Source organism: Flavobacterium branchiophilum NBRC 15030 = ATCC 35035 (genome assembly GCF_002217205.1).
GTDB classification, from domain to species: Bacteria; Bacteroidota; Bacteroidia; order Flavobacteriales; family Flavobacteriaceae; genus Flavobacterium; species Flavobacterium branchiophilum.
Window position 1 is genome coordinate 1 of the sequence record NZ_MUGT01000088.1, and the last position, 26564, is coordinate 26564.

Annotated in this window: 21 protein-coding genes and 1 tRNA gene; 4 read left to right on the forward strand and 18 right to left on the reverse strand. The window is 33.1% G+C overall.

From position 1 onward, the window contains the following. Positions 1-80 precede the first annotated feature (80 nt). The 4 genes from B0A58_RS10540 to acs are packed head-to-tail and all read left to right on the forward strand — an operon-like array spanning position 81 to position 4660. Positions 81-431: a sensor histidine kinase gene (locus B0A58_RS10540; protein ID WP_260439162.1), complete on the forward strand. Its 351-nt coding sequence runs from the start codon at positions 81-83 to the stop codon at positions 429-431. Beyond that, the gene (locus B0A58_RS10545; RefSeq protein WP_014084313.1) at positions 428-790 is read left to right on the forward strand and encodes a response regulator transcription factor; all 363 of its coding nucleotides are present in this window, start codon (positions 428-430) and stop codon (positions 788-790) included. The genes B0A58_RS10540 and B0A58_RS10545 overlap by 4 nt, the downstream gene beginning before the upstream one ends. A 30-nt stretch (positions 791-820) precedes the next feature. Continuing rightward, positions 821-2716 carry an acetate--CoA ligase gene (locus tag B0A58_RS10550; protein ID WP_089081028.1) on the forward strand — a complete coding sequence of 632 codons (1896 nt, stop codon included), beginning with the start codon at positions 821-823 and terminating at the stop codon, positions 2714-2716. A gap of 36 nt (positions 2717-2752) precedes the next feature. Further along, complete coding sequence (gene acs / locus B0A58_RS10555; protein ID WP_014084315.1) at positions 2753-4660, forward strand: acetate--CoA ligase; 1908 nt, start codon at positions 2753-2755, stop codon at positions 4658-4660. A gap of 150 nt (positions 4661-4810) precedes the next feature. Here the strand turns inward: acs and B0A58_RS10560 are convergent, their stop codons facing one another. The 18 genes from B0A58_RS10560 to B0A58_RS10645 form a co-directional block, all read right to left on the reverse strand. Next, the gene (locus tag B0A58_RS10560; protein ID WP_089081029.1) at positions 4811-7849 is read right to left on the reverse strand and encodes a type I restriction endonuclease subunit R; all 3039 of its coding nucleotides are present in this window, start codon (positions 7847-7849) and stop codon (positions 4811-4813) included. A gap of 3 nt (positions 7850-7852) precedes the next feature. Next, entirely contained in the window at positions 7853-8581 is a 729-nt protein-coding gene (locus B0A58_RS10565) for a hypothetical protein (protein WP_089081030.1), read from the reverse strand. Next, entirely contained in the window at positions 8578-9711 is a 1134-nt protein-coding gene (locus B0A58_RS10570; RefSeq protein WP_089081031.1) for an AAA family ATPase, read from the reverse strand. Before B0A58_RS10570 ends, B0A58_RS10565 begins: the two co-directional genes overlap by 4 nt. A gap of 2 nt (positions 9712-9713) precedes the next feature. Then, positions 9714-11096 carry a DUF262 domain-containing protein gene (locus tag B0A58_RS10575; RefSeq protein WP_089081032.1) on the reverse strand — a complete coding sequence of 461 codons (1383 nt, stop codon included), beginning with the start codon at positions 11094-11096 and terminating at the stop codon, positions 9714-9716. 62 nt (positions 11097-11158) lie between these two features. Beyond that, entirely contained in the window at positions 11159-12451 is a 1293-nt protein-coding gene (locus B0A58_RS10580) for a restriction endonuclease subunit S (protein ID WP_089081033.1), read from the reverse strand. 240 nt (positions 12452-12691) lie between these two features. Beyond that, positions 12692-13153: an IS200/IS605 family transposase gene (gene tnpA / locus B0A58_RS10590; protein WP_089081035.1), complete on the reverse strand. Its 462-nt coding sequence runs from the start codon at positions 13151-13153 to the stop codon at positions 12692-12694. Positions 13154-13167: 14 nt separating this feature from the next. Beyond that, complete coding sequence (locus B0A58_RS16650) at positions 13168-13488, reverse strand: hypothetical protein (protein ID WP_185740253.1); 321 nt, start codon at positions 13486-13488, stop codon at positions 13168-13170. A 16-nt stretch (positions 13489-13504) separates the two neighbouring features. Then, positions 13505-15853, reverse strand: coding sequence for a type I restriction-modification system subunit M (locus tag B0A58_RS10600; RefSeq protein ID WP_089081036.1), 2349 nt, complete (start codon positions 15851-15853; stop codon positions 13505-13507). A 399-nt stretch (positions 15854-16252) separates the two neighbouring features. Next, a tRNA-Ser gene (locus tag B0A58_RS10605) sits at positions 16253-16337 on the reverse strand. 146 nt (positions 16338-16483) lie between these two features. Next, positions 16484-17617 carry a 3,4-dihydroxy-2-butanone-4-phosphate synthase gene (gene ribB / locus B0A58_RS10610; RefSeq protein WP_089081037.1) on the reverse strand — a complete coding sequence of 378 codons (1134 nt, stop codon included), beginning with the start codon at positions 17615-17617 and terminating at the stop codon, positions 16484-16486. After that, positions 17610-19049, reverse strand: coding sequence for an LptF/LptG family permease (locus B0A58_RS10615; RefSeq protein ID WP_089081038.1), 1440 nt, complete (start codon positions 19047-19049; stop codon positions 17610-17612). The genes ribB and B0A58_RS10615 overlap by 8 nt, the downstream gene beginning before the upstream one ends. Before the next feature lie 8 nt (positions 19050-19057). After that, positions 19058-19699, reverse strand: a complete 642-nt coding sequence (locus tag B0A58_RS10620) for a LolA family protein (RefSeq protein ID WP_089081039.1) — start codon at positions 19697-19699, stop codon at positions 19058-19060. Positions 19700-19705: 6 nt separating this feature from the next. After that, on the reverse strand, positions 19706-22129 hold the full coding sequence (locus B0A58_RS10625) for a DNA translocase FtsK (RefSeq protein WP_089081040.1): 2424 nt from the start codon (positions 22127-22129) through the stop codon (positions 19706-19708). Positions 22130-22148: 19 nt separating this feature from the next. Beyond that, positions 22149-22523 carry a diacylglycerol kinase family protein gene (locus tag B0A58_RS10630; RefSeq protein WP_089081041.1) on the reverse strand — a complete coding sequence of 125 codons (375 nt, stop codon included), beginning with the start codon at positions 22521-22523 and terminating at the stop codon, positions 22149-22151. A gap of 3 nt (positions 22524-22526) precedes the next feature. Beyond that, positions 22527-23024: a thiol peroxidase gene (gene tpx / locus B0A58_RS10635; RefSeq protein ID WP_089081042.1), complete on the reverse strand. Its 498-nt coding sequence runs from the start codon at positions 23022-23024 to the stop codon at positions 22527-22529. Positions 23025-23174: 150 nt separating this feature from the next. Next, complete coding sequence (locus B0A58_RS16455; protein ID WP_165766325.1) at positions 23175-23318, reverse strand: hypothetical protein; 144 nt, start codon at positions 23316-23318, stop codon at positions 23175-23177. Positions 23319-23368: 50 nt separating this feature from the next. Continuing rightward, positions 23369-23953 carry an RNA polymerase sigma factor gene (locus tag B0A58_RS10640; protein WP_089081043.1) on the reverse strand — a complete coding sequence of 195 codons (585 nt, stop codon included), beginning with the start codon at positions 23951-23953 and terminating at the stop codon, positions 23369-23371. A gap of 306 nt (positions 23954-24259) precedes the next feature. Next, positions 24260-26152, reverse strand: coding sequence for an SPFH domain-containing protein (locus tag B0A58_RS10645; protein WP_089081044.1), 1893 nt, complete (start codon positions 26150-26152; stop codon positions 24260-24262). Between the last annotated feature and the right edge of the window lie 412 nt (positions 26153-26564).

Genomic DNA, 26564 nt, shown 5'->3' on the forward strand with positions numbered 1-26564 from the left:
GTAAATAACTCGATAAAAATATAAGTGTTCATTTTAATGATGAAAACCATGAAATAAAAGCTTTTTATGATGAAGAACGCATAATACAAGTGGTCAACAATTTATTATCTAATGCAATTAAATTTTGTTCGCCCACATTTGGAATGATTATCATCAGCATCAAAGAAAAAAAAGATCATATAGAAATACAAATATATAACAATGGAAAACCAATTAATCCAGAAGATTTTGAGGCCATTTTTGATAAATTTTATCAGGCTCGAAATCAAAATGTCAAAAAACCCATTGGAAGTGGGTTGGGTTTAGCCATTTGTAAACAAATTATTGAACATCATAAAGGAAAAATTTGGGCCGAAAACAATGAAACTGGAGGTGTTACTTTTTCATTTACATTGCCCAATTATATCACTTTAGAAAAAAATAAAACATGAAAAAAATATTAATCGTTGATGACGAACCCAACATCATCATGTCGCTTGAATATACTTTCAAAAAAAATAATTTTGAAGTATTTATTGCCAGAGATGGACAGGAAGCCTTAGATTTATTAGAAAATCAGCTTCCAGACCTCATCATTCTCGACATCATGATGCCTATGGTTGATGGATATGCAACATTGGAACAAATTAAAAAAAATAAAAGTTTAGAAAATTGCAAAGTCATATTTCTAACTGCCAAAAATAAAGAAAAAGATATTGAAAAAGGACTATCATTAGGTGCTAATTTATATATGCTTAAACCTTTTTCTATAAAAAAGTTAGTAGAACAAGTACAATTTCTATTAAATTAATAAACAAACAACAAAAATTAAAACAAAAAAATGAATTACAAAAATTTCTATTCTGAAAGTGTTGACAATCCAGAAATTTTTTGGAAAGTGCAATCGGACAATATTGAATGGTTTAACAAACCAAGCACTATTTTATCTAAAGACGACAATGGGTACCCCCTTTGGTTTGAAGATGGTGAACTGAATGTTTGTTATTTGGCCATCGACAAGCATATTCAAGACGGATATGGAGATCAAACTGCCATTATTTATGATTCACCCGTTACGCAAACCATCAAAAAATATACTTTTTCCGAAGTAAAATCTGAAGTTGCCAAACTTGCTGGCGGTTTACTTTCTTTAGGATTTAAAAAAGGAGATACTGCTGTTATATATATGCCAATGATTCCTCAAGCTGCTTTTGCTATGCTGGCTTGTGCAAGAATTGGGGTTACGCACTCTGTAGTTTTTGGAGGTTTTGCTCCACATGAATTGGCCGTTAGAATAGACGATTGCAAGCCTCGAGGCATCATTACTGCATCGTCTGGAATTGAAATCGAAAGACTAATTGCCTACAAACCTTTGGTGGACGAAGCAATTGAATTGGCATCTCACAAACCTAAAAAAGTAGTGATATTGAATAGAAAATTAGGAGCCAAAATTCCTTTCAAAAAATATGATGTTGATTATGATGCCTTGGTTTATGGCTCAGAAGAAACCCCTTGTGTACCCGTAGCGGCAAGCCATCCATTGTATGTATTATACACCTCTGGAACTACAGGAAAACCAAAAGGAATTGTAAGAGATACTGGTGGATATGCCACAGCTCTTAAATTTTCGATGGAAAAAATTTATAACTCAAAACCCGATGAAGTATTTTGGGCGGCCTCGGATGTAGGCTGGGTTGTGGGGCATAGCTATATTGTATATGGGCCATTAATTAATAGAAATACTACCATTATTTTTGAAGGAAAACCCATCAAAACTCCAGATGCTTCAACTTTTTGGAGAATCATCGAAGAGCATCAAGTAAGCACCATGTTTACGGCACCAACTGCTATTCGTGCCATCAAAAAAGAAGATCCTAATGGCGAATTTATCAAGAAATTTGATTTAAGTTCATTGAGAACCCAGTTTTTAGCTGGCGAACGATGTGATGTAGCCACTTTAGAATGGTACCAACAACACATTCCGGTTCCTGCTATTGACCATTGGTGGCAAACAGAATCTGGATGGCCCATGATTGCAAATTTAATGGGGGTTGAATATTTACCTATAAAACCAGGCTCTGTTGGAAAAGCTGTTCCTGGATATGACATTAGAATTTTTAGCGAAAGTGGCGACGAATTAGGTCCAAATCAAGAAGGATTTGTGGTCCTAAAACTGCCTTTGCCTCCTGGAGCTTTATTGGATTTATGGAAAGATAATGGCCGTTTTGTAGATGGTTATTTAAGTATTTTCCCTGGTTACTACTTCTCTGGCGATGGTGGATTTAAAGACGAAGAGGGGTATATTTATATTACAGGTCGTGTAGATGACGTGATAAACGTAGCGGGACACCGCCTTTCTACTGCCGATATGGAAGAGGCTGTGGCTGCTCATCCATCGGTTGCAGAGTGTGCTGTGATTGGTATAAACGACGAATTAAAAGGACAAAATCCGCTGGCTCTTGTAGTAACCAAACATGGCGAAGTTATCGAACATTTTCAATTAGAACAAGAAGTAGTAAAATTGGTACGAAACCAAATTGGGGCAGTTGCTTCGCTTCGCAATGTTGTAATTGTGGACAGATTGCCTAAAACACGATCTGGAAAAATATTGAGAAAACTCATGAGAGGCATTGCCGATGGCGAAAATGTTCAGGTACCTTCTACAATAGACGATCCTGCTATTATTGATGAAATAAAAGCAGTTTTACAAAAAAATAAAATTGGATTTTTCAAATAATACATTAATTTTACACATCAAATAAATATTTTAAAAATGAGTTACTATACAATTGATAATTTAGAACAATATTTCAAGCATTATAACAAATCTATTAGAGAACCAAGAAAATTTTGGGGCAAAATTGCCGAAGAAAACTTTACTTGGTACCAACAATGCGACAAAGTAATGGAATTTGATATGGCCGAAGCCAAAATCGAATGGTTTAAAGGTGCTAAAGTAAACATCGTAAAAAACTGTATTGACAGACATTTAGCCAAAAGAGGCGATAAAACTGCCATTATATTTGAACCAAACAATCCAGACGAAGCCGCTCAACACATTTCATACAACGAATTGTATGTAAAAGTATCTAAAATGGCCAATGTATTGCGTGAACAAGGCATCAAAAAAGGCGATAGAGTTTGTATTTATTTGCCAATGATTCCTGAATTAGCCGTATCTGTATTGGCTTGTGCCAGAATTGGAGCTATTCATTCTGTGGTATTTGCTGGATTTTCTTCTTCGGCAGTAGCATCAAGAATTATGGACAGCGAATGTAAAATGGTCATTACATCAGATGGTGGATACAGAGGCAACAAATCTATTGATTTGAAAGGTATTGTAGATGAAGCCCTAAACAGTTGTCCAAGTGTTGAAAAAGTATTGGTTTGCAAAAGAACCCATACTGCTGTAAACATGAAAGAAGGCAGAGACCAATGGGTAGAGCCACTTTTGGAAGCTGCAATGGACAATAACGTGGCCGAAATTATGGACGCAGAAGACCCATTGTTTATCCTTTATACCTCTGGTTCTACAGGAAAACCAAAAGGAATGGTACACACAACTGCTGGCTATATGGTTTATTCAGCATATACATTTAAAAATGTTTTCAAATATGAAGACGATGATATTTTTTGGTGTACTGCCGATATTGGATGGATTACAGGACACTCTTACATCCTTTACGGGCCATTGTTAAACGGAGCTACCACGGTAATTTTTGAAGGAGTACCTTCTTACCCTGATTTCAGCCGTTTTTGGGAAGTAATTGAAAAACACAAAGTTACACAATTTTATACTGCTCCAACTGCCATTCGTGCTTTAGCCAAAGAAAGTTTGGATTATGTACAAAAATTCCCTCTAGCATCCTTAAAAGTAATTGGATCTGTGGGCGAACCAATTAATGAAGAAGCTTGGCATTGGTACAACGACCATGTGGGTGGCAAAAAATGCCCTGTAGTGGACACTTGGTGGCAAACCGAAACAGGAGGTATTATGATTGCACCTTTGGCTTTTGTTACACCTACAAAACCTACTTATGCCTCGTTGCCGTTACCTGGTATTCAACCCGTATTGATGGACGAAAAACGTAATGAAATAGAAGGCAACCAAGTAACGGGTAGCTTGTGTATCAAATTCCCTTGGCCTGGAATTGCCCGTACTATTTGGGGCGACCACCAACGATATAAAGAAACCTATTTTAGTGCTTTTCCTGGCAAATATTTTACAGGTGATGGGGCTTTAAGAGATGAAGTGGGCTATTATAGAATCACTGGTCGTGTGGACGATGTCGTTATAGTATCAGGACACAACTTGGGTACTGCTCCTATCGAAGATGCCATCAACGAACATCCTGCAGTGGCCGAGTCTGCCATTGTTGGTTTCCCTCACGACATTAAAGGAAACGCCCTTTATGGTTATGTAATACTTAAAGAATCTGGCGAAAATAGAGACCGAGATAATTTGGCCAAAGAAATCAACCAACACGTGTCAGACCACATTGGTCCTATTGCCAAATTGGATAAAATTCAATTCGTTTCTGGATTACCAAAAACACGTTCTGGTAAAATCATGCGGAGAATATTGAGAAAAATTGCCGAAGGCGACTTCTCTAATTTTGGTGATATTACCACATTATTAAATCCTGAAATTGTAGATGAAATTAAAGACGGCAAACTTTAATCTTTTTTAAATCTTATTTTATGTTTTATTAAAAACCGATTTGTAAAATACAAATCGGTTTTTTTTTCATATTTACATATAAAATTTCATAACTTTTTAGGTTTGAATTATACCAAACACATGACTTACATATCATTTTTCAATACTGAACTAAGCACTCAAAATCCTTTTCAAAGTATCTTGCATGGCAATTCTGAATGAATCGTCTTGGGTTACTTTTTTGTATAAATCGAGTTCTAATTTTCGTTGTTGGGACATAACCTCATCGAATATTTTTCTAAATGCTATTTCTCTGTTTTGAACATCAGTATTTTCAGAATATTTTTCTAAATAATCGGGATGAGCTTTTATGCTTTTGGCTAATGTAACAAATTTTACTCTTTGTTCCTCTGGAGTTGCTTCCCAACCTTGAAACCATCGTTCGTTAAAACTATTGATAATTAAATCCAAAGGATCTTCTTCTTTGTCTGTTCCGTGTGCTCCTCTAGGATTTGGGTTTTGAGGATCCAATTCTGTTTCGGAATCATCTAAACCAATGCTGGAATTTAGTTTTACTCTTTCTAAACCATAGGTTGATAAATCGACTGAATTTAATAGTTCATCTAATAAATCAATACCCCCATCAACAATAATCATTTTTGGAATTAAGAATTTTAAAAACCAAAATAGTTTTTCCCAATTTACTATTTCATAAGGCAATATGGAAGCCATTTGACCATAAATCTTAACAAATTGCTTGGCTTTGATTTTGAAATCGGCTTTTTCATTGTCTTCTAATTCTAATTGAAAATTGAATCGGTCGGCAGCTACATCAATAATTGGACTCAGGAGTTGTGCATCTACTTTCTTGAAATATTTATCTACAAAATCTTCTACTTCTGACCATTCGTAAACACCAACATCGTCTAAAATGGCTTTTATTTCGTGTAAAACATTAACATCTGTAGCTTTGTTGAGCGAGGTGGCAGTATAAAATGGGTCAAATGCCTCTTTCATGTCTTCCGTAGAATTAAAGAAGTCCAATACAAATAAATCTTCTGTTTTCTTCCCTAATTTATCGGCTGCACGATTTAATCTTGATAAGGCTTGCACGGCTAAAACACCTTGCAATTTTTTATCCACATACATGGCTGTTAATTTGGGTTGATCAAAACCCGTGAGATATTTGTTAGCCACTACTAAAATTTTATAATCGTCGCTATCAAACTTTTCTTTAGTGTCTTTTTCTGCAAAACCATTGATGCTGTCTTCCGTATATTCGATACCATCTATTTTTTTCTTTCCAGAAAAAGCAATTACAGCTTTAAAAGGTGCTCCTTTTTCTTTTAGTATTTTTTGTATAGCAAAGAAATACTTTATAGCCGATTCAATACTTTGTGTAACCATCATGGCTTTCGCCTTGCCTTTTAGCTTTTTAGTATTGACAATCTTAGTAATAAAATGATCAACAGCAATATCTGCTTTAATTGCAATAGTTTGTTTATGTTGTTCCACAAAAGCACGTAGCTTTTTTTGGGCTTTATTCGTGTCAAATAAAGGGTTTTCTTCTATTGATTTTTCAATTTCATAATAGCTTTTGTAGGTAGTATAATTTGCCAAAACATCCAAAATAAAGCCTTCCTCAATGGCTTGTTTCATGGAATACAAATGGAACGGTTTGAATTTTCCGTCTTCTTGTAACTCCCCAAATTTTTCTAATGTATTTGATTTTGGTGTAGCTGTAAATGCCAAATAAGAGGCATTCTTACTCATTTTCCGAGAACGCATGATTTCCAAAATCTTATCTTGTGCGTCTTCTTCGTCTTCTTCAGCACTATTACTCCCCATAGCACGGTTCATATTATCGGCAGCAGTACCACTTTGACTACTATGCGCTTCATCTATGATTACTGCAAAACGTTTGTCGCTTAAATCGGCAATTCCATCTACAATAAATGGGAATTTTTGAATGGTGGTGATAATAATACGTTTCCCGCTTTCTAAATTTTCTTTGAGTTCTTTGGAAGAATAAGCTGGAGCGACTATGTTTTTTACTTCAGAAAATTCTTTGATGTTTTCTCTAAGTTGCTTGTCTAAAAGTCGTCTATCTGTAACCACAATAACAGAATCAAATAACGGATTGTTTATGCCTCTACTTCCTGGTGTAGTTTCACTTTCTGGATAGGTTTCTATCAATTGGTAGGCTGCCCAAGTGATGGAATTTGATTTGCCAGAACCCGCAGAATGTTGAATTAAATAGGTTTGTCCAACGCCATTTTTGCTGGCATCGGCAATTAGTTTTCGCACGACATTCATTTGGTGGTAACGTGGAAAAAACAAATTCTTTTTACTCAAAACATCGGTTTCTTTGCCATCAAAACGTACAAAATGCTGAATGATATTTGCCAAACTTTCACGAGTTAAAACCTCATCCCATAAGTAAGCCGTTTTGTGACCAAATGGATTGGGCGGATTGCCTTTGCCATAATTGTGTCCTAAATTGAATGGCAGGAAAAAAGTACTAGCACCATCTAATTTCGTTGTCATATACACTTCATCGGTATCCACAGCAAAATGCACTACACAACGACCAAAGTTTAATAAGGGTTGCGTTATATCTCTTTTTGTTTTGTATTGATTTTGACCATGCACTTTGGCGTTTTGCCCAGTCCAATGGTTTTTGAGTTCCATAGTAGCGATAGGCAAGCCATTTACAAAAACAACCATGTCAATTTCTTCACGAGGATTTAGCAATGAATACCTGATTTGCCTGGATACGCTGAACTCGTTATTATCGAAATTTGTTTTAGCAGCGGCACTACTACTTGCTAACGGCAAAACATACATCAATGTAAAATGAGCATCATCAACCTCCAAACCTTTGCGTAGTAAACGCAAAATGCCATACTTTTTGATCATTCTATCCAAACGGTCTAGAATTTTGAGTTTCCAGTCGCTTTGTTTTTGGATTTTATCCAGTTCCTCTTTTTGGGTCGTTTCTAAAAAATGCCAAAAACGCACCTCATCAATAGCATATTTAGCATTAAAATCAGAAGATTGCCCCATATAATAGCCTTTGCCAGAGCGGTATAGTTCTACTCGCTCATTAACGGTATTTGAACTATCGTTTTTTAATTCTTCAAGACAAGAACCTGTTAGTTTTTTTTCTATGGATGCTTCTAGGGCGGCTTCGTTGGTTTGTGTGGGCATGGTTTACATGTTTTTATATTTTGAGTGAGCTTTTTTTATGTCTTCATTTTGATCTGCATTTGACTTTTGCTCAATACTTATTAAATTTACAAAACCATTTAATTCATTGAAATAAACCCTTAAAGCAACTGGAGTATAAACCCTTAATTCCATTATTTTATATTGAAAATTTGGCTGAGTAACATCCTTAATTATTTTTGTGTCTGGACTAAAAGGCGAAACTAAGTTTCTCTCTTTGGCTTTTATGAAATAATCAATAATAGACTTTTGCACATCAACACTTAAATCTTTAAATTCTTTTTCAAAACTTGAATAAAATTTATAATTAGGTACAATTTCTTTTAATTTATCAATAATACTGAGATAATGATATATCCAATTTTTGTAATCGTCGTTATTGCTGATTTGCTTAATTGTAACAATTTCATTTGTTGAAAAATCAATTCCTAAAAAACCATTAACCTCATTACCACAAAATTCTTTTGCTGACTCTTCACAATTAATATATTTTTCAGAAGTAGAAAGTTGTTCAATGAAAATAACCGCGAGTTGTTCAATTTGTCCATAACTTTCAAAAAGTTTTGCATAGTTTTTTAATTCATAAACCGATGAATGTTTTCTAAAGTGATGAAATTCTTTTTTCTCAATAGAATTAAGTGAATACATTCCATCTAGGAATAAATCAAATCTTTCCAATTCAATTGCTTCATTTAACAAAAAAAAATTACTCATCCCTTTCTAATTTTAAAAAGTTGTGCAAAATCAATTTGTGTTTGGTCAAAAAAACCTTTTGGCCAACTAGATAGCTCTCCTTTTTCATTTATTGAAATTGACTCTATTTTAGGTTGTTTATTATTTTCTTGGCTAAAATAGTTAATTGTAACCAAATCTTTGTCAATTTCTTTTAAAGCTGTTGCTATTTGAACACCATTAACAAAATGATCACTATGTGTTTCTACAATAACATTAACACCGGAATTTGCCACCATAGCGAGAAACCCTCCGATTATTGATTGTGCAGAAGGGTGAAGATGTGCCTCAGGATTTTCTACAATCATGAAACTACCCTTTTTTGCAATTAGTCCTGTTACTAATATTGGTAATACATAACTTATACCAAAACCAATATTAGTAGCGATAGTTGGGTCTCCTTTTGTATAATAATTATCTACTTTTACTTGTGCAGAATGTGTATCAGGACTATATGAAGCTGTTACAGAAACACCTGGCATAAGTTCGTTTAGCCAAGCGTTTACTTGTTGTTCTAATCTAGGACTTTTAGAGTTACTGTTTTTTCTACTTTCCTCAATTTCAAAAGTATAATTAGAACTAGTATCAGAGATCAATTGAGCAACATATTCACCTTGTAAACCAGCATTAGGGAAATCATAAAATTTTATACTTTGACTTATCCTTGGTCCAATTCGTTCTGCATTTAAATAATAAAACTCTTGTTTAAATATTGATTCATTCTCTTTTATTGTGTTTTTTACTTCAATTGGTTTTAGGTGCAAATTTATGTTATCATCAATCTCATAAACTACTTGAAAATATTCATCAGGATAATTGAAAGTTATTGCTATAAATTCGGGAGAAGTTTTTCGAGGAGTTACTAGAAAACTATTTCCTAATGAAAGGCAATAAGCACCATTTAGTTCAACATTCAATCCATTCGTTTCATAGTATGAATACTTGCCCTCATTCCATTTGGCACAATGTTCTATAGTTCTTCTTAAAAATAAAAGAGCTTGGATAACGGTGCTTTTACCATTTCCATTAGCACCTGCAAGAATCGTTAATCCATTGATTGGAATTGTTTTATGAGTAAAACATTTAAAATTTTCAATTTCTAGATTTAGCATGATTAATACTTTAAATTTTCATTTATTAATTTTCCAATTTCCTCAAATACATATTGTAAATTTGCCTTTCCATTAGTTCCGTAAGACAAATAATTTAATAACTTTAAATCTTCTCCAATTTTTATTGCTAATGGTTTAAGAAGTGCTAATTCAGAATTATTTTCTTTTACTCTATTTGGTTCATATTTTGACAACAAAACAGATAAACAAACAAAAAGTGCCTTATTTAATAGTTGTTTGTATGCGTTAGGTTCAAGGTCTTTAATCATTATTTTTCTGAAAGCATGCTTTCTACCAAACAAATATTCTGCATTTTGCATTGCATTTGAAAACGAATTCACATAATCTTCGCTGTCTTCATTTGATATTTTTACAAGTCTTTCAGTCATATCGTCTAAAGATGAGTCCATATAACCATTGTAATTATTTAACTCAATATCTTTAGAAAACAAAATAAAACGCAGTGCTATTTCTTGGTCATCCATTCTAGTAGGTTTTATACTGCCATCTGTTGCACTTTTAAATTCAGATAAACTAACCATATTTTTTAATGTTTCTCTTAAAGATTTGCTTGCTAGACAATTTCTTATTTCTTGGTTATTAAGTGGTTTTCCACGCGTATTAATTCTTCTAAAAATATCATATTTAACTTTAGCAGGAGAAGATGGGTCAATAACATTTACAGAAAACTGAGTCATATTGAACCATCTAAAATATTTTGCATCAATTCCTTTTTTCTCATTAGGTGTTCCATCTTTATTTTTATCAGAATAATATCTTCCATTACATGTTTCTCCTAAATACTGCAATCCTTTTAAAGGGAATTTGTTATCCATAAAATCTTTTATGGTTGATAACCTTTGTAATCCATCAACGACAGTTATTCTACCTTCTTCATCTTCTGCTAAATAAAACATTGGAAGTGGAATTCTTAACAATATGGATTCAATTAGCCTAGATTTTTGATGGCTATCCCAAACAAAATTTCTTTGAAAATCTGGTGTAAAATCTATATCTTCGTTATCTATCATTTCTGCAATTAATTTTACATTGAATTGCTTTTGATGCACTTTAATTTTATCTGGATCATAAGGGCTTGCCTCTTCCGTTAAGGTTGATTCTGTATTTTCAGTACCAGATTGTTCCGCCTCAATAACTTCTAATACTAGCTGATCAAGTTTTATTTTTAAAATTTCTTCAGAATCAGATATTTCTTCATTTCTATTAATAATTTTGAATGAATTATTTAATAATTCTACAGTCATCCAACTATTGTTTTTATCATCAATTAATTCGTAGATGTTTATTTTATCTCCTATTTCAGATTTCTTTATTGGTGATAAAAAAACATCTTCATTATTATTTATTTTTAATTCTAATGACATTGTTTATTTTTTATATATTTTTTTTTGCAAAAATACATTTTTTTTAATTCTATTCCAATTACTTAACAAACTTTCACCTTCCCACTCACAACCCCATCTATCAAACTCATTTTATACTCTTTCAACCTATCAATCTCTTGCTCTTTTAACGAAATGGCGGTGGCGATTTTGGTTGTAGAATTATCTAAATGTCCTACTACTTCTATTTGTTCATTTTTTGGCGGAACTAAAACTGATAATTCTTTTAAAATAGATTGAGTTATGCTGTAAACTTTTACACCTTTTACTTTTGCTTGTATTTGACTTCTGAAAACAAGTGATTCAAATTCATAAGCAATAAATCTAGAAACAATTTCTTCATTTGGTCTCGCAATTACAGTATGATATCCTGCAAATACTTGCTTATTACTATTTAAATAAGTGAAATTTCCAGAACCTTGTAAATCTTCAGAAGTATCCGCAAATACAAAATCACCTTTATTTATTAATGAACTTGAATTATTTTTTAAGTAATCAGGATGAACACATTTCAATTTATGTATTTCCGGATTTACTTCAAACCTAAATTTTGAGTGTATTTCTCCATAATTAACACAGAATATACCTTCGTCTGTTAAATTTTCTTTAGTTATTGTTAATCCTTTTCCGAGTTTAAAAGTATTTCTAAACCTCTTCACCTCCCAACCCTCCGGTATCTCACCAATCCATTCTACACCACTATTTTTCAACTTTACTTTATCATCTAAACCTCTAGTAACGGCTTTGTGAATCAATATTTGCCTACGTTCTTTGAGCAGGTCTATTTGTTGTTGCTTGATGGCAATGGCTTGGTCTATTTTGGTGGTTTTGTCGTCAAGGAAATGGGCTATGGCGGTTTGTTCTGAAATTGGTGGAATTCCAACCATTATTGATTTCATTTCATCATAACGAGTAGTCCATAAATCAGCAACGATTCCGTGTCCCATTCTGTAAAATTCTTCTACAAAATTATATCCTCTTAATAGATAATTGCAATAAGTGCTATTAATATTTATTGGTTCAATTACTATGTAAATTAAAGAAACTGAGCCATCTCTGTCAGAAATACCACTTGAGGCTTTTCGATCGGAACGGCTATTAATCACAAAATCACCTTTTTTAACTAGCTTTCTATTATCACCATCATTACTTTTAGCTGCACTGGCTAATTGAGGAAAAACTCCATTCTTTGTAACTGACAAAGGTTCGAAATCTTTATCCGAAACTTTGCTTTTTCTTTCTAAAAATCTTGTACCTAATCGAGTTAATTCCCAATGCTCAGGAATTTCTCCTAACCATTCCACACCGCAGTTTTTGTAGTTGTTGTATTTTTTCATTATATGTTTTTTTATCTCATCGGGATGAATCCCGAAGTTATGATATCGGTCGTCCCTATGGGACTTTGATAGCTTGTTTCTCTTTAACTTCATCGGGATGAATCCCGAAGTTATAATATCTGTCGTCCCTATGGGACTTTGTAATCCTTGTGATAACCCCAAAAGTCCCAGCGGGACGACCGATATAATCGCCTTGGGTTTCAACCCAAGGATTAAAAATATTAAAAATATTAAAAAAAATCATATCAAATCCTCAAAATAATAAGCTTCATCATATTCCACTTCAAATGCTTTTAATAATTTGGTGTATTCTTCTTTAAATGTTTCCTTTTGATGGTGAGTTTCTTGGTTGGCTATGTAGTTATAAACATTATCTGTATGAGATTTACTATAACTAAAAGTTCCAAATCCTCTCTGCCATTCAAATCTATTGAGAATCAATTTACTTTCGTTAACCCATTTAGATGATTTTGCTTTTACGCTCTGCATTACATCTGAAATAGATAGCTTTGGTTGCAAAATAAAAAAACAATGTACATGATCTTCAACACCGTTTACAATGATAGTTTTGCATCCCGTTTCGTTAATTAAATTTCCTATGACAGCCATCAAATTTTGTCGCCATGACTTATCAATAAGCGCATTTCGATATTTTACAGCAAATACTGCTTGAATATAAAGTTGTGAATAGGTGTTTGGCATCTTGTTAAATTAATTTAGTTTTTAAATTCATTATCCTCTTCATTGTCCCATATTTCTCTATAATAGTTAACATAATCAACTGTTGCTTGTGGATTTATATCCCAATAATAACGACACAGTTTTTTGTATAAAAATAAAACTTCATCATTGCAAGCGTGGTCAAGCAAACAATCTAAAAGGTGTTGAATCCTAATATCATCACTTACTCCGGCAGAAATTAGTGTTTCAACTTGCGGTTTATACTCATAATAAGCCTTGTGATGAATCAGTGCAATTTGTTCCACCAAAGGTTTTATGTTCTCTAAAAATTTATTAGTATTTTCTTCTTCTAGCATTTTTTTAAGAATTCAGTTAATAATTTAAAATTTCAGCTATCAATCCATCACTTTCTTTTTCCAATGCTAATATATCAGCTGTTACTGCTTCAATGCTTCGCAAGGGTTTGTGTTGGTAAAAATATTTATTAAAGCTAATTTCATAACCAATTTTAGTAGCATCGAGGTTAATCCAAGCTTCGGCTACATGTGGTTTTACTTCTCGTAAAAAGTAGATATGAATGTCATCTTTGAGCGGTACATTTTCGGTGTCACGCAAATCACTTTCGGTTTCGTAGGTGATGTATTCATGTTTGTTATCAGTAGAATAATAACCAAAATCTGCCAATTCAAATCTTGTACAATTCAAATGAATTAGAAGTTTTTCTAGTTTGTCGCCAGTTAGTTTTACCGTGCTTTTAACTACTTTTTCGGCATCGGCATCGTACCAACTTACAGCATTGAGGATTGCATTTTTTTCAGATGCAGAAAGTTTCAGTTTTTGGGCTTTTATAACTTCATCAACCTTGTCTTTGAAGGTATTAAAATCAGTAAATAAATCGGTTCCAATTTCGTTAAGAAGTACTTGTGCATTTTCTAATAAAAACAATTGTTTGTTCCAAAGTGTTTCACTGCAAAGGGCTTTTAACTGTTTGGTATTGAGGTTTAATTCTTGTTTTTCAGCCCAATCAGTCAGATCTTTTTCGTGTTTTGTAATTTCGGTATATACTTTTTCGCCATACATTTCATAAGCATACACCATGGCTTCTTTCAAGGTTTTGTCAAAACGCAATTCAGCTATTTTTTCTGTTGTAAATTGTGCGTTCAATCGTTTTGGACGTTCAATGGTTACTTTATGATAGCCAAAGTCAGTATTATCAAAAACTTTTGAAGCGATACTGTCATCAGAAGATCGTTCAACGGCTTTTAAATCGGTATAGGTTTTTACAATTTCAGTAATATGTTCGGGAGCAAATTCACAGTTTTTATTTCCTAAATTTTTACGGAGTTTTCTATACAATTGTCCTGCATCAATGAGTTGTACTTTGCCTTTTCGGTTAGTCGTTTTGTTGTTGCTTAAAACCCAAATGTAGGTGGTAATTCCTGTATTGTAAAATAAATTGTTCGGCATTTGCACGATGGCTTCCAACCAATCGTTTTCTATAATATACCTACGGATATTACTTTCTCCACCACCTGCATCACCAGTAAACAAACTACTTCCGTTATGAACTGAAGCAATACGTGTTCCTGATGGACTTTGTGAAAGTGGTTTCATCTTGCTCACCATTTCCATCAAAAATAACAATTGTCCATCTGAAGAACGTGGAATAGCATCAGCATCTTCTAAAACATCCCAATAATTCTTTAATTGAATTTGAAAGCGTGTGTCAATAACATCTTTCCCATCTTTGATGTATTTTTGCTCACTCGCCCACGATTTTCCATACGGCGGATTAGATAGCATAAAGTCAAAAGTAGTACCCGCAAATTCATCAGTAGAAAGTGTAGAACCCACACGAATATTTTCAGGATTATTTCCTTTAATCATCATATCCGATTTGCATATCGCATAAGTTTCATCATTGATTTCCTTACCATACAAATACACATCGGAATTTATAGCTCTTATTTCGCCTTCTTCATCTTTGATGAAATTTTGTGCTTCTGTCAACATGCCGCCGCTACCACAAGCTGGATCATAAATGGTCATTACAGGTGGTAAATTGTTTTTGATTGGGTCAAAAATAATATGGGTCATCAAGTCGATTACTTCACGAGGTGTAAAGTGTTCTCCAGCTTCTTCATTATTATCTTCATTAAACTTTCTGATTAATTCTTCAAAAACATAGCCCATTCCTAAATTAGAAAGTGCATGTAATTTTCTTCCATTGCTATCGTTTTTATCGAAAGGCGTTAGATTAATATCAGGCGAAGTAAATTTTTCTAAAACATCTAATAACACATCTTTGGAAGCCATGTGTCTTATTTGGCTTCGCAATTTGAATTTTTCAATGATTTCTTTTACGTTGGTACTAAAACCATTCAAATAATCTTCAAAATTAGCTTGTAGCAATTGTTGACTATTGGTTGCGGTGTCGTGTAAACGTTGTAAAGTCCATTCACTTGTATTATAGAACACATAACCTGAAGCAGCACACATTCCGTTTTCTTCCCATTCTGTTAATCCTGCTTCATCTCTTTGAAAAGCTAACTCTTCCATGACGGCATCTTTAGTAGGTTCTAGTAAAGCATCTAATCTTCTTAAAACCACCATTGGCAAAATTACATCACGATATTTTCCACGAACGTAAATATCTCGCAAACAGTCGTCTGCAATTGACCAAATAAAAGAAACTAATTTATTGTGTACGGATTGATTCATTTGTTTTTATTATTGATTCAAAAATGTAAAAATACAAAAAAAAAATAGCTTATAAAAACCTAATTATTTTAAAAAAACAATTTCTAATACTATTGTAGTACATATAATTCAAAAATAATTATTATTTATAAGGTTTTATTACACTCCATAACGAATTTTTTAAATTGACACCAAATGATACTAAATTGAACATATCTTATAATAGGTTTCAGAGCAGCTTATGATTTTAGGATTTCATTTCCGTAAAGGTGAAAATTGTTTCGTAGTAGGTAAATATTTTTTTTATTCATTATTATAAATAAATCACTAAAAATAAGTGTAATAAAATACAAGAACAATAAAATTACCTTAAATAAAAAAAGCAACTACCTAATAATAAGATAGTTGCTTTTAAATTTGCGGAGAAAGAGGGATTCGAACCCCCGGACCTGTTACAGTCAACAGTTTTCAAGACTGCCGCAATCGACCACTCTGCCATTTCTCCAATATGATTCGCTTTACTTCCGTATTGCGAGTGCAAATATAAGACCTTTTTTTGATTTTCAAAAACTTTTTAGCAAAAAAAATATTTTTTTTTACAATTATTTTATAAGTTACTTTAAATGAAATTGTTATAAAAAAATATTTTTTTTAATACGAAATATATTCTGATATTTCTAATCCATATCCTATCATCCCTACTCGCTTGGTTTGTTCGGTATTGGTTATCAATCGAATGTTTGTAAGGTCTAAATCATGTAATATTTGAGCTCCAATGCCAAAATCTTTTTTATCCATCTTGAGTTGAGGTGCATGATATACCCCAGAGGCTTGCAAAACTTTAAGTTCTGTTAATCGATGCAATAAATCCGACGACTGAATTTCTTGGTTGATAAATAATACGGCTCCTTTTCCTGTTTGATTAATTAATTGAAATACATGATCTAATTTTTTATCGGCATCATTGGTCAAAGTACCTAAAATGTCTGTATTTACGGCAGTAGAGTTAATTCTGGTCAAAATAGGGTCGCCTATATTCCAAGTCCCTTTTGTCAAGGCCAAATGCACTTGTTGATTGGTGGTTTGTTTATAGGCTCTTAATCGGAATACACCAAATTTTGTAGTTATTTCAAAATCTTCTTTTTTTACAATTAAGCTATCGTGCAACATTCTATAAGCCACCAAATCTTCGATAGATACCAATTTCAAATGAAATTTTTTGGCTACCTCTACCAATTGTGGTAGTCGTGCCATTGTACCGTCTTCGTTCATGATTTCTACAATTACACCTGCAGGTTTCAATCCTGCTAGTCTTGCAAAATCAATTGCAGCTTCGGTGTGTCCTGTTCGTCTTAAAACACCACCTTGTTTGGCAACTAATGGAAATATATGACCAGGTCTGGCCAAATCGGCAGGTTTTGTATTTGAATTAACCAAAGAAAGAATGGTTTTGGCTCTATCTGCAGCAGATATACCTGTAGTTACTCCATGCCCTTTCAAATCTATCGAAACCGTAAAGGCAGTTTCCATGTGGTCGGTGTTGTGAGCTACCATGGGTTTTAAATCCAATTCTTTACACCTACTTTCAGTTAAGGGGGCACATATCAAACCTCGTCCGTGAGTAGCCATAAAATTAATCATTTCGGGCGTTACTTTTTCGGCGGCTGCCAAAAAATCGCCTTCGTTTTCTCGATCTTCATCGTCCACTACTATGATAATTTCTCCTTGTCTAATGGCCTCAATGGCCTCTTCGATGGTATTGAGTTGAATGTTTGATTCAGACATTTTTTTGTTTTTTTGATGGTATTATTTTTTTGAAAAAATTTGAAATAAAACTTAATTTATTAAAAATCTTGATTTCTCCCATATCATTCGTAGCCTTATAGGTCAGAAAAATAGCTAATGGCAACAGTACCATTGTGGACATCCAAGTGCCTAAAAATGGGGTCATGCCGTTTTCTTCGGCTACTTTTTTGCCAAAAGTATTTATAAAATGGAAAATGATAAATATTAAAACTGCAAATACTATTGGCAAGCCTAATCCGCCTTTTCGGATAATTGCACCCAATGGAGCTCCTATAAAAAACATCAAAATACATGAAAACGAAATCACAAATTTGACGTATAATGAAATCAAATGGCTGTTAATATTGCGTTGTTTGTATTCTAAATCGTTTTTTGAACTATCAATAGAAAAATTGATGCTTGTCAGATTATTTAAAGCTATTTTTACAATTTCTGCTTGTTCTGTTGGGCTAAAGTTATCTAAAATGGCTTTTTTTTCAGATGTTACCAAAGGATTTGTTTTAGACAAAAATACAATTCCTGTACGTTGGTATATATTATCTGTAAATGAGATTACATCTTTTTTATAGTTTTGATTTAATGAATCAAGTGTGTACTTTAATTCGCTAACATTGAGCATGTTATCTGAATTTACCACACTTTCATCATTCAAATTGACATTATCAAGTTTGGTCAAATCAATGTTGATAACATCAGTTTTAAAACTGGCTTTTGCAAATGGAACTTTGTTTCGGTCTTCGTATTTTGTAGGAACAATGTCTTCATAATAATATCCATCATGTAATTCTAGTTTGAGCAAGTTAGATTTTTCATTGCTCACTAAAATGCCATCTTTTGCTTTAATTACCACTCGCAATCCTTCGCCATTGGCTGATTTTTGATGTATCGTTACCCCTTTTAAAATATTGCCATCTTTGCCTAATTTTTTTTCAACCTTAATGGTATAGAGCCCAATATTGCTAAATTGACCTTCGGCAATGGCTAAGGCTGGTTTTTTTTGAGCTATATTTTTCCTAAAATTCACAAATTTAAAATCTGCATAAGGTATGATATTATTGGCAAAAAAAAAGGTGGCAATTGTCAATAATAGTATAAAAAAGGTACTGCTATATAAGGCTCTTTTCAAAGAAATACCAGAGGATTTCATGGCTGCTAGTTCATAATTTTCGGACAAATCTCCAAAAGTCATGATAGATGCCAACAAAACCGAAAGTGGCAAGGCTAAAGGTACAAGACTAGGCATTTTAAGAAGTAAAAACTTAATAATCAATCCGGTATCTAAATCTTTTCCTGCTAAATCAGCTATAAAAAGCCAAACGGTTTGGAGTATAAAAATTAAGATTAATATAGCAAATACTGTAAAAAAAGTAAATGCAAATGTTTTTAATATGTATTTATCTAATATTTTCACGCTTGTGTTTAGTCAATTTTGTTTATATAGTAATTTTTATATTTACTAGCCACAAAGGTAAATTGATTTTTTGATAATGGTTGATTTGTTTTGAAAGAATTAACAGTTAATGTGGTTTTGGTGCCATTTTTTCCAACTTCGATCAAATTATAGATGTTTTTAGTTTGGATGTCTATGCCCAATAATATTTCTTTTCTATGGTCTTTTGGATTGTTAGCGTTCAATTTAATATACTGTATTTTGCGTCCTTTTACATTTTGAACAATATCCCAGGTGTATTTGTAACCCGTATTAAAAAAAGTTAACATTTTTGAAGGAGTAATGGCATTGTCTTCTTTTTCGTTTACTTTCGAAATTGTTACTTCTTCGTCTTCTGGATTGATGGTATAACTTTTTGATCCATCAAATATTTTGGTTACTCCCATAAGATTCAATACATATTGATTGCCTTGCATCATAACAGTGCCTTTGCTTTCTTGATTGATGTTTTCTTTTTGATTATTCAACACATATTTAAAATCAATAACAATATTTTTATACGTTTTGATTTTTGAGGTAACTTGATCTAAAAGTTCTTTTGCTTTTTTGTCTTGAGCCTGAGCTGCAAAACTACATACTGTTAATAAAAAAACAGAAATGATTTTTTTCATTTTTAATTAATTTTGTTCGTTTTTAAAAAATTCATCTAATGCGGTCATGTCCAAAATATTTACAGATCGTGCTTTACTACCTTCAAAAGGGCCCACTATTCCAGCAGCTTCTAGCTGATCTATCAATCGTCCGGCTCTGTTATAACCTAGCTTTAATTTTCTTTGCAATAATGATGCCGAACCTTGTTGCGAGGTAACAATTATTTCGGCTGCTTCTCTAAACATCGAATCTCGTTCTGATATATCAAACTCTAATTTTGAGGCTCCTTCTTCGCCAACAAATTCTGGCAGCAAATAGGCATCTGGATATGCTTTTTGAGCCCCTATATATTCAGTGATTTTTTCTACTTCGGGTGTGTCTATAAAGGCACATTGCACTCGCACTACATCGTTACCATTGGTATATAACAAATCTCCTCTACCAATTAACTGGTCGGCTCCTTGGGTATCTAAAATAGTTCGAGAATCAATTTTTGACGATACTCTAAAAGCAATTCGAGCAGGAAAATTGGCTTTAATCAATCCCGTAATGACATTTACCGATGGTCTTTGTGTTGCAATAATCAAGTGAATCCCAATGGCACGTGCCAATTGAGCCAATCTGGCAATGGGCACCTCAACTTCTTTGCCCGCCGTCATGATCAAATCGGCAAATTCATCAACTACCAATACGATATAAGGCAAAAACTGGTGTCCTGCTTCTGGATTCAACTTCCGAGCTTTAAATTTGTCATTATATTCCTTAATATTTCGTACCATGGCATCTTTCAATAACAAATAACGGTTGTCCATTTCCACACAAAGTGAGTTCAATGTAGCCACAACTTTGGCATTATCTGTTATTATAGCTTCCTCTGTATCAGGGAGTTTGGCCAAATAATGTCGCTCTATCTTACTAAATAAAGTTAATTCAACTTTCTTTGGATCTACCAACACAAATTTGACTTCTGCTGGATGTTTTTTATACAACAACGACGTTAATACCGCATTTAAACCAACAGATTTTCCCTGTCCTGTAGCTCCTGCCATCAATAAGTGAGGCATTTTTGCTAAATCTACAACAAATGTTTCGTTTGAAATTGTTTTGCCTAATGCAATAGGCAATTCCATTTCGGCTTCCTGAAATTTTGCAGAACCAATAACACTTCGCATCGATACTACCGATGGATTCTTGTTTGGCACTTCAATTCCAATTGTACCTTTTCCAGGCATTGGGGCTATGATACGAATACCTAGTGCAGCTAAAGAAAGTGCTATATCATCTTCCAAACTTTTTATTTTTGAAATACGGATACCCGCTTCAGGTACAATTTCATATAACGTTACAGAAGGGCCAACGGTTGCCTTTATTTGTGCAATTTCAATTTTATAATTGCGAAGGGTTTCTACAATTTTATTTTTGTTTTCTTCTAATTCTTGTTGATTGATTGTTATACCGCCTGATGAATGTTCTTTCAACAAATCTAAATTTGGAAATTTAAAATTGGATAATTCTAAAGTAGGATCAAATAATCCAAAGTCGGCCACTAGTTTTGAGGCCAAATTCTCTTCAATTATGGTTTCCTCTGCCACCTTTTCAATCAAAAATTCTTCTTCAACAGGAATATTAATTTCTAACTCTGAATTGGTTATTTCGAGTTTTGTTTGTTTGTTTGCCCCAATTGTCAAATCTGATGGATTTAAAATGGTGGGTTTCAAATCGTCTTTATTGATTTCAAATTGCGATTTTTTGGAGGCAAAATTGTCTGACTCATCCAAATCATCTACTGCAAATTCTTCTAAATTATATTTGCCTGAAGTACTCGTTTCAGCTTGAGACTGATTGATTTCATTGGCAATAGACGTTTTTTGTTGGGTAATAAATGAAGTGATTTTTTCTGGCGAAATTTTCAATTTCAATACAAGATATAGTAAAATGGTAAATAGTAAAACAAAAAAAGTACCCGTTTTTCCAATAAAATCTTGCAATATCATGTTCATTTCATAACCAACTGCGCCTCCTAGTTCTGGTAATGAAGCCGCAAAAAAACCCAAAACAATCGACAAAATAATGATGGCAAAAATGTCCCAAAACCATACGTTTTTTAATTTTTTGAGTGGAATATCTAAAAATAAAAACGCACCCGTTGTAAATAAAAGTTTAACAAATATAAATGATGCTATGCCAAAACCTTTAAAAATAAACAAATCTGCGATAAAGGCACCTAGTTTACCAATCCAATTTTCAACGGCTGCGTTTCTATCTGATACCAAGGCTACAGCACTTTGATCAGCTTGTCCATTTATAAAAAAAGACACAAAAGCAATACCCAACGCTATCGACAGCAATACTAAAAAACTACCCCATAACATTTTTTTTTGTCGGGGTGAGGTTTGTATTGGTGTAGCATTTTCGTTGTTGGAATTTTTTTTATTTGCTTTTTTTGCCATTATTTACTTTTTTTAACTCTTATAAGAACCTTGGAACATAGATAAACATGCCTATGGCTATGGCTGTCATAGCTGCAAAAAATACAGCACCCGCAGCAATATCTTTGATAAATCCAATTCGGCTATGAAACTCTGGATGAATAAAATCGGCTATTTTTTCAACGGCCGTATTAAGTCCTTCTATGCTCAACACCAATCCAATAGCCATCGTTTGAAACATCCATTCTGTTTTGGAAATGTCAAAATAAAAGCCTGCAAGTGTCATAACAATTCCTATTGAAAATTGCGACATTACACTGTGTTCGGTTGTAATTAACTTGAACATACCTACAAAGGCATATTTGATACTTTTTAACCTTCCCGTAAAAAAAGTATTATCTTTTTTAAACTCCATTGCTTAAAGAACTTTTAAAGCAGCTTCATAATTGGGTTCGTTTGCTATTTCTGGAACTTGTTCTGTATATACAATTGTTCCTTTTTCGTCTATAACAATTACTACTCTGGAATGTAATCCTGCTAATGGACCATCTACAATTTCTAAACCATAATTTTTTCCAAAATCACCATTTTTAAAATCAGATAAATTGTGCACGTTTTCTAACCCCTCCGCACCACAAAAACGTTTTTGGGCAAAAGGCAAATCTCTAGAAATACACAATACTTTTGTATTTTCCAATTGACTGGCTTGTGCATTAAATTTTCTAACTGATGTGGCACAAGTTCCCGTATCGATACTAGGAAAGATATTTAAAACCAGTTTTTGACCTTCAAAATTAGACAAACTTACCTCTGATAAATCATTGCTAATTAGTTTAAAATCAATTGCTTTTGAACCTACTGTTGGCAAATTGCCATTTATATTAATAAGATTTCCTCCAAGTGTAATTGTAGCCATAATGTATATTTTTTAGTTTGCAAAAATAATCATTTTAGGTTTATAATTTTCAAGCACAAAATTTCTTTTTCAACAATTATTAATTTATGGAATAATCAAGCAAAAAAAAAGAGCTATCAAATTGGTTTTGATAGCTCTTTGCAATACAATTTAGTTTCTAATCACTTCTATTTGAATACCTTTTGCAGTAACAACCTCTAAAGCTTTAGAATAATTGAGCAAAAAATCAATGGTTTTTTTTGGTGGTTTCATTTCTTTTGCCACAACTTTTTTGGGTGTGTAAAGTTTTGCCATTTAGCGTTTATTTTAGTTTTTATACTAACGCTAATGTTTTGAAAATATTGTTAGTTTGTCAAAATTATTTGTTTTTCTTCCATAATTTTTCTAATTTTCAAAATGGCATAACGCATTCTGCCCAATGCTGTATTGATACTAACACCTGTATGGTCTGATATTTCTTGAAAACTCATATCTTGATAGTAGCGAAGCAGCAAAACTTCCTTTTGATCCTCGGGCAATTCTTGAATTATTTTTCTTAAATCAACATCAATTTGCTCTTTAATCATTTCATTTTCAACATTTAAGGCACTGTCTGTAATTAGATTAAATATTTGAAATTCATCTGTTTCTCTGGACAAAGGCATTTTTTTGTTGTGTCTGAAATAATCAATCACTAAATTATGTGCAATCCGCATGACCCAAGGCAAAAATTTGCCTTCTTCATTATACGTTTTTGATTTTAAAGTTTTGATTACTTTTACAAAAGTATCCTGAAAAACATCATCGCAAACTGTTCTATCTGGAATTTTTGAATAGATAAATCCATAAATGCGGGATTGGTGTCGTTCAATTAATGTAGCCAAGGCTTGCTCATTACCAGCTACATAATTTTTTATCAATAAAGCATCGGAGGTTTGATTAATTGCCATAACATTACTTTTTTTAATTAATATTAAAATTTTAAGAAATTTTCTATAAAATAAAGTAATGTTTTGCTATAGGCTTTTAGTGGTTTTATTATGGTGTAAAGATTATAAAATTTATTTTGATTTTCCAAATTTTAAGTTAAAATTAACTTAAAAAATATAATAAAATGGTTTTTTATAAATAATTTGACTAATTTTTGTGTTTATTTTTTTTATTTTTCTTAAAAAAAAGGCTTGAAAGCAACTTTTTTGTCAATTTGAAAAAAGTTGATTCAAGCCAATTTAAACCAAAAAACTAAAAAAATACGATTATTTGTCTTTTTTGCTATCCATCATTTCCATCAATTTCATGCCTAAAAGACCAGATATGGAGCCATCAGCACCATTGGCACCCGAAATTAATACATCAGGAATAACTTTTATGTTGCCTTTGCCAATTTCTTCTGTGATTTTATATTTTGTAAAATTGTCGCCACCCATAGCCGCTACTTGCAATTGATATGATTCTGCGGTAGATTTACCAATAGCCATAATTTTTTCGGCTTCGGCTAGTCCTGTTTTAGATATTTTTTCGGCCTCGGCGCTGGCATTCAATCGGGTGGCTTCGGCTTGTGCCCCTGCTCTAGCTTTTGTAGCTTCGGCTTCGGCATTGGCCCGCATTTTTGTGGCTTCGGCTTCGGCATTAACGTTTAATTTCAAACTGGTGGCATCACCTTCGGCTTTTTTTACAGTGGCATCGGCAGTACGTTGTGCAATTTCAACACTTTGAGATGCTTTTACAATTTCTCTTTGCATATCGGCAATGGCGGTTTCTTTTTCTACACCTTGCCGTTGTTCTTGAGCCATTTTTTGTGTTTGATAGGTTTTTTGCTCTTCTTCTGCAATTTTTCTATCGGTTAATGTTTTCATTAACGATTCTGGTGGCACAATATCGCCAATTAAAGTATCCACAGCGTTTACATTATACTCGTCTAAAACGGCTTTGATGTGTGTTTTTGCAGATTCTTGTCTTTCTTTTCGGGTTGATAAGAAAGATATTACATCTGAATCTTGTGCCGAGTTTCTGAAATAGTTTCCAATGGTTGGTTCCAAAACTTGAGATACTAAATTGGTCATGCTTCCAAATCGTGCAATCACTTTTGGAGCTTCATTTGCCGGTACATGAATTATTTGAGCAACATCTAAATTGAATGGGAAACCATCTTTTGAACGCACAGTAATGGTAGATAAATTTTTATCTAAATCGTGCGATTCGCTGCGGGCATTGGCCCAGTTTAGCACCAAATTGGTTGTTGGCACGGGTTCGAGTTTTGTGGTATATTTGTTCAAAGCATATTTACCTGGTCCTAGTGGCTCCATCCAAACCCCTCTTTGTCCTTTTGAAACTATGTTGCCGTGTTTAAAGGTGTCGCCTGTAACATCTTGTCCGTCTTCGCCAATGTATGAAATGACTACCCCAACATAGCCAATAGGTACATCGGTCATTGGGTTTTGTTCTATTTGCACAGCCCATGTGTTGATGTAATATGATCCTGCCAACATTACTTGAGGTTGCAATCCACGGTTGCCCCCATGTTTTAAAAACTGGTCAAAATCCTGAAAATTGTTATGTCCTTCTACATATTTACCTGCAATTTGACCAATTGGAATGGGTTCTCCGTCCATGGCGGTTACGATACCTACCATGTTTTCAAAAATAACGGTTTGTGGAGCTAAAACTACTTCAAATAAATAGGTGTTTATTCTATAAGATCCTGTTGTAATAAAAGCAGATTGTCGGCCTTTTTGTCCACCGTTGTTTAAAAATAAGGTGGCATCCTGAAAATTATCTGAATCAATTTTTTGAGCTAAAATCCTTCCTGTTGGTATTTCGGCACCGTCTTTACTTAATACCAATCCGATGTTGCCCTCTGGAATAATTGTAAAAGGTGTCATATCTACACCATATTGCCATGGCCACATCATCCAATATAAACCAGGTGCCAGTGTTTTGGCCTGAAATCCTGCCTCGCCTTTTGTTGCAATTATCCTGCCATCGGGCAATGATTTTTCTGCTCCAAACAAAACAAATTTTTTGGTTACTAATCCAATTCTGTTTTCGGGAACGATGACCATACCAAAAAACACACGCAATACAAATTTGTAAAACACGATAGAAAGTATCAAAACGATGACCCACCAATTAGATAAAAAATATGTCATTTTAATGTTATTTATAAATTAAAAATTAATTTTTTTTGAATAAGATATTTTCTTGAAATCAATAATAATTCTAATTATTTATTTTAATAATTTTATTCTATATAAAGAATTTCTATTTTTTGAATTATTCACAATCTGTGTTATCTTTCTAAAAAATATTTTAGGTTCAAATTCCTTAATTATACGAAGTCTTGAAATAAATGTTACAAAATAGTATGTTTTTTTTGTAAAAAAAGTGTAAGTCTAGTAAAAGCTTGTGTGTAGGCAAGTTAGCGTTTGTGTTTGGTTTGTAGTCGAGAAAGCTGCTTGTTAGGAGTTGCGGATAGTTGTAAAACGTATTTTGGGAAAAATTTAAGTGGCTTTTGTTTTGCAAGATTGTCCTGTTGGGATTTTATACCAAATATACCTATAA